The sequence below is a fragment of the Streptomyces sp. NPDC046985 genome, assembly GCF_040644415.1.
Classification (GTDB): Bacteria; Actinomycetota; Actinomycetes; order Streptomycetales; family Streptomycetaceae; genus Streptomyces.
Map to the genome: position 1 here is coordinate 1 of NZ_JBEYWK010000006.1, position 9020 is coordinate 9020.

The window sequence follows — 9020 nt, forward strand, 5'->3', positions numbered from 1 at the left end:
TACGCCGACTTGATGTAGCCGCCCTGGACGGCAATGTCCTTTGAGTTGTAGAACAGCCATAAATCGCCGTATGAACAGTTAATCCACGGGACGTCACAGTTGTCTGTGACATTGCCCCCCGCCGCGTTCGCCGGACTCGCGGTCGCCAGCACTGCCGTTATCGCAGCGAACGACGCAGCGCAGGCTGTCATCTTCCTCTTGAAGTGGCTGATCCCCATGAAGTCTCCTTTGGTAGCTCACTTGGGCAATACTTCGCGCGAACGTTCAGGCGCTCCGGGCGGACGAGCCACACTGTAGACAGGAGGCGGAGACCTGGGCCATCGCATAAGTGCACCGCCTGGCGGGATCGGCTCGTTGATGTGCACAGTCCGAGCGTCAATGGTGCACAACGACGGTGCCGTGGTCGGCGAAGTGCACGCGCCGCGCGCGGGCCGCAGACCTGCGCCATGTCGAGCGTCCGCATTCCCGCCGGCGCGGCGGCGAGCAGCTGCTCGATCCGCTCCGACTTCGCGAGTTCGGCCGGGCCGCGGACGTCGTCGGCCAGGTCCTCGTGCCGGGACGCCTTCCACTCGCCGAACCCGGCGTCCTCGAGGGCCGCCGCTACGGCGCCGGAGTCCATGCCCTTCGCCCGGCGCCGCACGACGCGGCGGCCGATCCGGGCCGGGTCGACCGGCTCGCGGGGCGCGGCGACGCGCGAAGCGAGCGGACGGCGGGCGGTGGTCCGGGGCGGCCAGGGAGTGTTCATCGTCGGCCGCGCATTCATGGTGCGGATTCGATGCGGGCCGCCGCTAGGACTTGTCCGGCCGATCATGTCGGGCTGCTCGGCATTACGGCTCGGGGATGAGGGTCAGCCGAAGGTGATCGACGCCGTCGAAGTCCTCTGCCTGGACTACGACGGCTGAGGTGTCGAAGCGAAGGGTGAGGCAGGGGTCCGCGTCGATCACCCCTCAAGGCGACCTGTGCCTCCTTGACTGGGCCCTCTCCTGCCCGGGGCCTTCGTGGGCGGACGCGGCGTTCATGGTGCCGCGCCTTGTGTGCGCCGGGCACTCTCCCGGCGGCGCCGAGTCGTTCGCGGCCCGGATGCCGGCGTACGCCGACGCCGCGCCGACCGCTGTCACGACGTTCGCGCGCACGCTTCTCGCCGCCTGGCGGGAGTGGGAGCGGGCGCGGCCGATGCCGCACCGTGCGGCGCTGACGGCGGCGGCACGGGCGTGGGTGGCGTGGCGGGAGGACTCGACGCCGTGCGCAGTACGCCCTCCGCTGGATGGCTGAGGGCGTACTGGGGGGGGCGGACTGCGGGTCAGTCGCTCCGCTCGGCGGCGTAGCCGGTATCCGCCGCCGACCAGGCGATGCCGTCCAGGATGTCGTGTTCGCTGACCACGACCTCCTCCGCGTCGGTGCGTTCCATGATCGTAAGGAGGATCAGGGCGCCCGCGCCGATCACGTCCACGCGGCCCGGGTGCATGGACGGGATGCGGGCGCGCTGGGCGTGGGTGGAGTGCAGCAGGTCCCGGGTGATCTCCCGGACCCGGTCGCGGGAGACGCGGGAGTGGTGGATGCGCTGGGAGTCGTAGGCGGGCAGGTCCTGGGCGATGGCCGAGATCGTCGTGACCGAGCCGGCCAGGCCCACCAGGGTGCGCGCCTCGCGCAGCGGGACCGTCCGCTCGGCGAGGTCGAGGGCCGCTTCGACGTCGGCCCTTATCGCCGCGATCTCTCCCTCGGTCGGCGGGTCGCTGACCTCGCCGCCGTGCGTGAGGTGACGCTCCGTCATGCGGACGCAGCCCACGTCCACCGAGCGCGCCGCACGCACCCGGTCGTCGCCGACGACGAACTCCGTGGAGCCGCCGCCGATGTCCACCACCAGGTAGGGCCGGGCGAGATCCGTGCGGCCCGTCAGCTCCTTCGTGGCGCCCGTGAACGAGAACTCCGCCTCCATGTCGCCGGAGATCACCTCGGGCTCCACGCCCAGAACGTCCACCACCCCGCGCACGAACTCCTCGCGGTTCTCCGCGTCGCGGGAGGCGGAGGTGGCCACGAAGCGCAGCCGCTCGGCGCCGTGCTCTTCGACGATCTCGGCGTACGCGCGGCAGGCGGCGAAGGTGCGCTCCAGCGCCTCGGGGGCGAGCCGGCCGGTGCGGTCGACGCCCTGGCCCAGCCGCACGATCGTCATGCGCCGGTCCAGCTCGACGAGTTCGCCCGTCGCCGGGTCCGCGTCCGCGACGAGCAGGCGGATGGAGTTCGTGCCGCAGTCCACGGCGGCGACGCGGGTCACCGGGCGCCCTCCGCGTCCGTCGCCGCGTCGTCCGGCGACGTCACGCACGGGCCCTTGCGCCACCACTCGGGCAGCATCGCGATCGCCTCGTCGCCCAGCGGGTTCACGCCGGGGCCCGCGGCCAGGGAGTGGGCGACCAGCACGTGCAGGCACTTCACCCGGTCCGGCATGCCGCCCGCGCTCGGAAAGCCCGTCAGCTCCTCGATCGCGTCCCGGCGCCGGAGGTAGTCCTCGTGCGCGGCCCGGTACGCCGCCGCCAGCTCCGGGTCGGCGGCCAGCCGCTCGGTCATCTCCTTCATCACGCCGTCGGCCTCCAGGGTGCCGATCGCCGACGCGGCCCGAGGGCACGTCAGGTAGTACAGCGTGGGGAAGGGCGTGCCGTCGGGCAGCCGCGGGGCGGTCTCCACGACGTCCGGCTGTCCGCACGGGCAGCGGTGCGCGATGGCGCGCAGTCCGCGCGGCGGCCGTCCGAGCTGCCGCTGGAAGGCCTCGACGTCCGCGGCGACGGGTTCGGTGCGCGGGGTGGTCGGCGGGGGGGTGTCCATTGCTGTCTTTCTGTCTGCGGTCACTGTCCGGCGGCGTCGGACTTGTCGACGCCGTACCAGACGTTGGTGTACCAGGGGCGGCGGGACGTCCCCTGCTCGGCGTGGGACTGCCGGGCGGCGCCCGGGTCGACCACGGTGTACCCGGTCTCCCCCGGGAGCACGTAGTGCAGCCGCAGCCGGATCTGCTGCTCGGCGTAGGCGTCGTCCTGCCAGCGCGCCTTGAGGTCGCGCAACTGCTCGACCCGCTGCCGGGCCTGCCGCTTCTGCTGCTGGAGGTCGTCGATGGCCGCGCGCTGGGAGACCCACTGGCGCATCGGGTACGCCAGCGCGACCACCAGCGAGCACACCACCAGCGCGAGCAGCGCGGCGCGCCCGGTGAGCCGGGAGCGGCGGGCCTGGCGCCGGGTCTGCGACCGGTAGACCCGGGCCGCCGTCTGCTCGCCGAGCAGCCGGATCCTGGTCGTGGTGGAGAAACGGTCCCGGTTCTTCACGGCCATGCGGCTCTTCGTCTCCCCTTGCCCGTCCCGCTACGTGCGTACGTCCCCGGACACGGTACGGGACCGGGTGCGGGGACGTACGGACGACTGGCGACGCCGCGGTCCTGCGGAACGGACCCGCGGTCCTGCGGAACAGACCCGCGGGCGCCGGATCAGCCCTTGAAGCGCGGGAAGGCGCTGCGGCCGGCGTAGACCGCGGCGTCGTCGAGGATCTCCTCGATGCGCAGGAGCTGGTTGTACTTGGCGACGCGCTCGGAGCGGGCCGGGGCGCCGGTCTTGATCTGGCCGCAGTTGACCGCGACGGCCAGGTCGGCGATGGTGACGTCCTCGGTCTCGCCGGAGCGGTGGGACATCATGCAGCGGAAGCCGTTGCGCTGGGCCAGCTCGACGGCGTCCAGCGTCTCGGTGAGCGTGCCGATCTGGTTCACCTTCACCAGCAGGGCGTTGGCGGCGCCGTCCTCGATGCCGCGGGCCAGGCGCTCGGGGTTGGTGACGAACAGGTCGTCGCCGACGAGCTGGACCTTGTCGCCGAGCCGGTCGGTGACGACCTTCCAGCCGGCCCAGTCGTCCTCGAACAGCGGGTCCTCGATGGAGACCAGCGGGTAGGCCGCCGTCAGCTCCTCGTAGTACTCCGTCATCTCGGCGGCGGAGCGCTCCTTGCCCTCGAAGAGGTACACGCCGTCCTTGTAGAACTCCGAGGCGGCGACGTCGAGGGCGAGGGCGATCTGCTCGCCGGGGACGTAGCCCGCCTCGGTGATCGCCTCCAGGATCAGGTCCAGGGCCTCGCGGTTGGAGCCGAGGTTCGGGGCGAAGCCGCCCTCGTCGCCGAGGCCGGTGGCCAGGCCCTTGCGCTTCAGGACCTTCTTCAGCGTGTGGTAGACCTCGGTGCCCCAGCGCAGGGCCTCGGAGAAGGACTCCGCGCCGATCGGGGCGATCATGAACTCCTGGACGTCCACGTTGGAGTCGGCGTGCGAGCCGCCGTTCAGGATGTTCATCATCGGCACCGGCAGCAGGTGCGCGTTGGGGCCGCCCAGGTAGCGGAAGAGCGGCAGGTCCGACGCCTCGGAGGCGGCGTGCGCGACGGCCAGGGAGACGCCGAGGATGGCGTTGGCGCCCAGCGAGCCCTTGTTGTCGGTGGCGTCCAGGTCGGCCATGGCCTGGTCGATCAGGCGCTGCTCGGTGGCGTCGTAGCCGACCAGCTCCGGGCCGATCTGCTCGATGACGGCGAGGACGGCCTTCTCGACGCCCTTGCCCTGGTAGCGGTTGGGGTCGCCGTCGCGCAGCTCGACCGCCTCGAACGCGCCGGTGGAGGCGCCGGAGGGGACGGCTGCACGACCCGTGCTGCCGTCGTCGAGGCCGACCTCGACCTCGACCGTGGGGTTGCCCCGGGAGTCGAGGATTTCCCGGGCTACGACGACGTCGATGGACGGCACGAGCATCTCCTTCGTGGATGTGACGCGGAAACTGCGGGGCTGGTGTGCCTTGCGACTAGAGCCTAACTGTCCCGGGCCGCCCGAAGACTGACCGACCGTCCCGTGGACAGGGTGACGGTACACATTGTTCCCGCTCGGAACAAAGAGGGGGTGAACACATGCGTGAACAGGTGCGTGAACGGAAGGCGAAGAACCCCGCCCCGGCGCGCACGGGGAGCGCGCGCCGGGGCGGGGTCGTGGGAGCGGGGCCGGGCGGCGGCGCCGAGGGCGACCGCCGCGCCTGCGCGCCTCGCTTCCTTACTTCAGGTGGAGCCGCTGACCCGGGTAGATGAGGTCGGCGTCCTGGACGATGTCCTTGTTGAGCTGGAACAGCTTCTCCCAGCTTCCCTGGACGCGGTGTTCGGCGGCGATGGTCCCGAGGGTGTCGCCTGCGACCACCTCGTACTCGCCGTCGCCCTTCTTCACCGTCCCGCCGGTCGGCGTGGTGACGGTCTTCTGGGTCTTCTCCGGGGCCGGGCGGGTCTTGGAGCGGTCGGCGGCCCGCGGCTCGCTGGAGCGGCCGGCGTCGCTGGAGCCGGCCGAGCCGCTGGAGCCGCTGCCGGAAGACCCGGAAGACGACGAGCCGGAGGCGCCGGACAGGCCCTTGCCGCAGACCGGCCAGGCGCCGCGGCCCTGGCTCGCCAGGACCTTCTCGGCGACGGCTATCTGCTGCGACTTGCCCGCCAGGTCGGCGCGCGAGGCGTAGGCGGCGCCGCCGTACGCGGCCCAGGTGGAGTCGGTGAACTGGAGGCCGCCGTAGAAGCCGTTGCCGGTGTTGATGGACCAGTTGCCGCCCGACTCGCACTGGGCGACGGCGTCCCACTCGGAAGCGGTGGCGGCGGAGGCGTTGCCGGAGGCCATCAGCGGGCCGGCGACGGCCGCCCCGGCGATCCCGGCGAGCGCGAGAGCGCGGGTGGCCTTGGCGGGACGGCGGTGCTTGCCCTTGGCGGAAAACAGCATGAAACGATCCCCTCACCGACGCCTACGAGGTGAGCTGTCGGGTTCGGGCCGAATGAGTTGCCCGGCCGCGCCCTCGATGAGGCACGGCTTCACCCCCAGCCGCTCCGGTCGACTGCCCGGCGCGGCGCTTACCTTGGGTCCCCCGCTCCTGCCCGCGGCGCTTGACGCGACGACTGTTCCCGTGCGGCCGCTGGCAGGATTCGGCGTTGCGGCAGCCGGGGCTCGCGGTGGCGAGCGATCACGACCGTAGACACGCGAGCGGGGGAATTTCAAAGACGATCGGGGCTTCTGAGACTCATCCCACACTTTCGCCCAATGGGGCGTTACGGCACGAAACGTGACGCGAACTCCCGCTGCTTTGGGGCGGTTTAGGCGGGGAGATCCAGGGTCTGACCGGCCATGACGTGGTCGGGGTCGGCGCCGAGGACGCCCTCGTTGGCGTGGTAGAGCGCGCGCCATCCGCCGGGGACGCCGAGGGAGTCGGCGATGGACGCCAGCGTCTCGCCCTCGCGGACGGTGTAGGCGCCGTCGGCCACCCGGGAGGCGTGCCGGCCCCCTGCGGACGTCACGCTGTCCTGCTTCAGGTCCTCGGCGGCGCTGCCGCCGCGGTGGCGTCCGGCGCCGAGGGTTCCGGCGTCGAGCGCGCCGGTGTCGACGAGAGCCGAAGAGCCGATGCTCTGCTGCGAGTTGTCCGAGTCGGCCGAGTAGCCCGAGTAGCCCCGTTCGGCGCCGCGGGAGACCGAGCCCGCCTCGCCGGGTATCCGGCCGCCGCCCGTGCCGGAGGCGCCCGGGGCGCCGGACGCGCCGGACGTGCCGGACTCCGCCTGCCGGTCCGCCGTGCCGGGCGAAGAGCCCGTGGAGGACGACGTCTTGCCGCTGTCGGCCGAGCCCGAGGGGCCGGACGCCGTGCCGGGCGCACCGGAGGGAGTCGACGAGCCGGATGAGCCGGACGACCCGGAGGAGTCCGTCGAACCAGTGCCGGTGTGGGAGGAGTCGGACGGTCCGGGGTCGGCGTCGGACGAGCCCGAGCCGCCGGACGAGCCGGAGTCCGCGGACGAACCGCCGCCCACCCCCGTGTCGACGGGCGCCGCGCCGGAGCTCACGGTGAGGCCGGACAGCAGGCCGCAGGCGGGCCAGGCGCCCGGACCGCGGTCGGCCAGGATCTTCTCGGCCACGGCTATCTGCTGGGACCGGCTGGCCTGGTCGGCTCTGGAGGCGTAGTCGAGGCCGCCGTACTTCTCCCAGTCGTCCTGGGTCAGTTGCAGACCGCCGTAGTAGCCGTTGCCGGTGTCGGTGCTCCACGAGCCGCCGGTCTCGCACTCCGCGACCTTGTCCCACGTGGTGCCGTCGGCCGCGCTCGCGCCGCTGGCGCCGAGGAGCGGGAGGGCGAGGGCGGAGCCGGTCACTCCGGCGGCGACGACGATGGCCGGAGCCTGACGGGGGCGTCGGTGACGACCGTTCCCGGAGAGCATGCGGAGACCTTTCAACGGCGGCGGTGACCAGCGTGGCGGCGATGCGTCCCCCCAGCGGTCCCAGGGGATTCGAACGCCACGCTGAGGGGTGAACGTAGCGGCAGATGATCGCTCGTCACAAGTTCATGCCGCGCAGATCACGTGAAGATCACATAGTTGAACGTGCGTCGCGCTCGTTTTCGCCGCGTCTGCGCCGATGCCGTCTACGCCCGTCCGTGCGGGTCGGGTGCGCGGGCTTCGGCCTCGTCGGCGCGGTCCGCAGGGGGCGTGAAGCGGACGGGGAGCGTCCGCAGGCCACGCATGATGAGCCCGCCGCGCCAGCGCAGGTCCGCCGGGTCCGCGTCGAGTCGCAGGCCGGGCAGCCGGGTGAGGAGCGTGGCGAGCGCGGTCTGGCCTTCCAGGCGGGCGAGCGGTGCGCCCAGGCAGTAGTGGATGCCGTGCCCGTAGCCCAGGTGCTGGTTGTCGCGCCGGGCGAGGTCGAGGCGGTCGGGGTCCGCGAACCGCGCGGGGTCCCGGTCGGCGGCGGCGAGGACGACCAGCACCGGGTCGCCGGGGGCGATGGCCTGCCCTCCGATGCTGAGCGGCTCGGTGGCGAACCGCCAGGTGGCCAGCTCCACCGGGCCGTCGTAGCGCAGGAGTTCCTCCACGCCGGTGGCCAGCAGGTCGCTTTCGCCGCGGGCCAGGGACTCCTGGAGCCGGCGGCGCTCCTCGGGGTGGGTGAGCAGGGCGTAGGCGCCGTTGCCGATGAGGTTGACGGTCGTCTCGAAGCCGGCGAAGAGCAGGATGAAGGCCATGGCGGCGGCCTCGTTCTCGGTGAGGTGCTCGCCGTGGTCGGAGGCCCGGATGAGGGCGGAGATCAGATCCTCGTCGGGGGCGGGCTCGGACGTCAGGGCCGCGCGCTTGCGGTGGATCAGCTCGGCGAGGTAGCCGCGCATCTTCTTCACCGAGCGGGCCACTCCGCCCCGGGGCCCTCCCCCGTGCCGGATCATCATCCCCGCCCAGTCCCGGAAGTCGTCCTGGTCCTCGCGCGGGACGCCGAGCAGGTCGCAGACGGCGTAGATGGGCAGCGGGAAGGCGAACTCGTGGATGAGGTCGGCGGCGCCGTCGGCGGCGAACCGGTCGATGAGGCCGTCGGCCAGCTCCTGCACGCGGGGCGCGAACGCGGCGACCCTGCGGGGGGTGAACGCCTTGCTCACCAGGCGGCGCAGGCGGGTGTGGTCCGGCGGGTCGATGTTGAGCAGATGCGTCGTCAGCTCGGCCTTGCGCTCGCCGGGGATGCCGGTCTTGCCCCTGGCGTGCGCGGGCTCGTCGTGGTGCGCCGGGTTCTTGCTCAGGCGCTGGTCGGCCAAGGCCTGCTTGGCGTCGGTGTAGCGGGTGACCAGCCATGCTTCTACGCCGCTGGGGAGCTGGGTGCGGTGGACGGGGGCGTGGTCGCGCAGCCAGGCGTAGGCGGGGTAGGGGTCTGTGGCGAACTCCCAGGTGAAGAGGGGGGGTGGGGTGTGTGCGGTGGGGGTGTCGGGGGTGGGGGGGTGGTCGGGCATGGGGTGACCCTAGTCGGCGGGGTGGGGGGACGGGGTTTTCGCCCCCGCCGCCCCTTCCCGTCCCGTCCCTGGGGGCTTCGCCCCCGGAGCCCCCTAGGGGGTGTGATGCGCTGCGGGTGGGTGGGGGCTGGTCGCGCAGTTCCCCGCGCCCCTTAAAAGACCCGGGCTCGGGTGTGGTGTGACCTGCGGGTGGGTGGGGGCTGGGCGCGCCGTTCCCCGCGCCCCTGAAAAGACCCGGGTTCAGGTGTGGTGTGACCTGCG

8 protein-coding genes, 1 pseudogene and 1 riboswitch are annotated in these 9020 nt (G+C 72.5%); of the genes and pseudogenes, 1 reads left to right on the forward strand and 8 read right to left on the reverse strand.

Features of this window, described 5'->3' with window-relative positions; translation table 11 throughout:
* Positions 1–218 (reverse strand): annotated as a pseudogene (locus tag ABZ861_RS09280) (hypothetical protein); the annotation flags it as partial.
* 399 nt (positions 219–617) lie between these two features.
* On the opposite strand from ABZ861_RS09280, the gene ABZ861_RS09285 reads away from it, so the two are divergent.
* Positions 618–902 (forward strand): hypothetical protein, encoded by a 285-nt coding sequence (locus ABZ861_RS09285; RefSeq protein ID WP_361626243.1) that lies wholly within the window; start codon positions 618–620, stop codon positions 900–902.
* Between the two features lie 398 nt (positions 903–1300).
* On the opposite strand, the gene ABZ861_RS09290 is transcribed toward ABZ861_RS09285, so the two are convergent.
* The 7 genes from ABZ861_RS09290 to ABZ861_RS09320 all read right to left on the reverse strand — a co-directional run bounded on the left by ABZ861_RS09290 (position 1301) and on the right by ABZ861_RS09320 (position 8759).
* Positions 1301–2272: a Ppx/GppA phosphatase family protein gene (locus tag ABZ861_RS09290; protein WP_361626246.1), complete on the reverse strand. Its 972-nt coding sequence runs from the start codon at positions 2270–2272 to the stop codon at positions 1301–1303.
* Positions 2269–2817 (reverse strand): DUF501 domain-containing protein, encoded by a 549-nt coding sequence (locus ABZ861_RS09295; RefSeq protein WP_361626249.1) that lies wholly within the window; start codon positions 2815–2817, stop codon positions 2269–2271. Before ABZ861_RS09295 ends, ABZ861_RS09290 begins: the two co-directional genes overlap by 4 nt.
* Positions 2818–2837: 20 nt before the next feature.
* Positions 2838–3314, reverse strand: a complete 477-nt coding sequence (locus ABZ861_RS09300; RefSeq protein WP_361626252.1) for a septum formation initiator family protein — start codon at positions 3312–3314, stop codon at positions 2838–2840.
* Positions 3315–3466: 152 nt separating this feature from the next.
* Positions 3467–4753 carry a phosphopyruvate hydratase gene (eno, locus tag ABZ861_RS09305; RefSeq protein ID WP_361626255.1) on the reverse strand — a complete coding sequence of 429 codons (1287 nt, stop codon included), beginning with the start codon at positions 4751–4753 and terminating at the stop codon, positions 3467–3469.
* A gap of 291 nt (positions 4754–5044) precedes the next feature.
* Entirely contained in the window at positions 5045–5746 is a 702-nt protein-coding gene (locus tag ABZ861_RS09310; protein WP_361626258.1) for a transglycosylase family protein, read from the reverse strand.
* Positions 5747–5750: 4 nt separating this feature from the next.
* A riboswitch (cyclic di-AMP (ydaO/yuaA leader) is annotated at positions 5751–5916 on the reverse strand.
* A gap of 198 nt (positions 5917–6114) precedes the next feature.
* Complete coding sequence (locus ABZ861_RS09315; protein ID WP_361626261.1) at positions 6115–7218, reverse strand: transglycosylase family protein; 1104 nt, start codon at positions 7216–7218, stop codon at positions 6115–6117.
* Between the two features lie 203 nt (positions 7219–7421).
* Positions 7422–8759, reverse strand: a complete 1338-nt coding sequence (locus ABZ861_RS09320) for a cytochrome P450 (RefSeq protein ID WP_361626264.1) — start codon at positions 8757–8759, stop codon at positions 7422–7424.
* Positions 8760–9020 lie beyond the last annotated feature (261 nt).